This is a genomic window from Psychrobacter sp. W2-37-MNA-CIBAN-0211 (assembly GCF_040309405.1).
Classification (GTDB): Bacteria; Pseudomonadota; Gammaproteobacteria; order Pseudomonadales; family Moraxellaceae; genus Psychrobacter; species Psychrobacter glaciei.
Genome location: NZ_JBEOOU010000620.1, coordinates 1 through 232 on the forward strand (window position 1 = coordinate 1; position 232 = coordinate 232).

At 69.0% G+C, this 232-nt stretch carries 1 protein-coding gene; it reads left to right on the forward strand.

Annotated elements, in window-relative coordinates; translation table 11 throughout:
* Window positions 1-232: hypothetical protein (locus AAEY72_RS16700; protein WP_352311783.1), on the forward strand; the 232-nt coding region annotated here is incomplete at both ends.

The window sequence follows — 232 nt, forward strand, 5'->3', positions numbered from 1 at the left end:
CACCCCCACCGCCAACCCCAACCCCAACGCCAACGCCAACGCCAACGCCAACGCCAACGCCAACGCCAACGCCAACGCCAACGCCAACGCCAACGCCAACGCCAACGCCAACGCCAACGCCAACGCCAACGCCAACGCCAACGCCAACGCCAACGCCAACGCCAACGCCAACGCCAACGCCAACGCCAACGCCAACGCCAACGCCAACGCCAACGCCAAGGGCGGGGGGGGG